This is a genomic window from Flavobacterium sp. ACAM 123 (assembly GCF_000264055.1).
Taxonomy (GTDB): Bacteria; Bacteroidota; Bacteroidia; order Flavobacteriales; family Flavobacteriaceae; genus Flavobacterium.
In genome coordinates this window covers 1-301 of record NZ_AJXL01000272.1, presented here as the reverse complement: position 1 = coordinate 301, position 301 = coordinate 1, and the positions used below count along the sequence as shown (strand labels likewise).

Sequence of the window (301 nt, the reverse complement as noted above, 5' to 3'; positions counted from 1 at the left end):
TTTAAAAGTATCCGCCCGACGAACCCCATATTTTTTAGATTAACCTAAGGGAGTAGTTTTGTTCTAAACAATTTAGACATGGACAAAAATGAATTTATGTTATCCCAAGTTGAATCTTGGAAACAAAGTGGACTTTCACAACAAGCGTATTGCGATCAAGCAGGTATTAAATTAGGAACCTTCAGCTATTGGATACGAAAAAGCAAAAATGAAGAAGCACAAAGCGGAGGTTTTATTGCACTGAAAAAACCAGTTTTCGCTTTAGAAAACAAATACGAAATCGTATACCCCAATGGAGTTG

1 protein-coding gene is annotated in these 301 nt (G+C 35.5%); it reads left to right on the top strand.

Annotated features, from left to right (window positions below; all coding sequences use genetic code 11):
• Positions 1 to 78: 78 nt before the first annotated feature.
• Positions 79 to 301, top strand: a 223-nt coding sequence (gene tnpA, locus A3SG_RS0118660; protein ID WP_016991476.1) for an IS66 family insertion sequence element accessory protein TnpA, incomplete at its 3' end; no start/stop codon positions are given.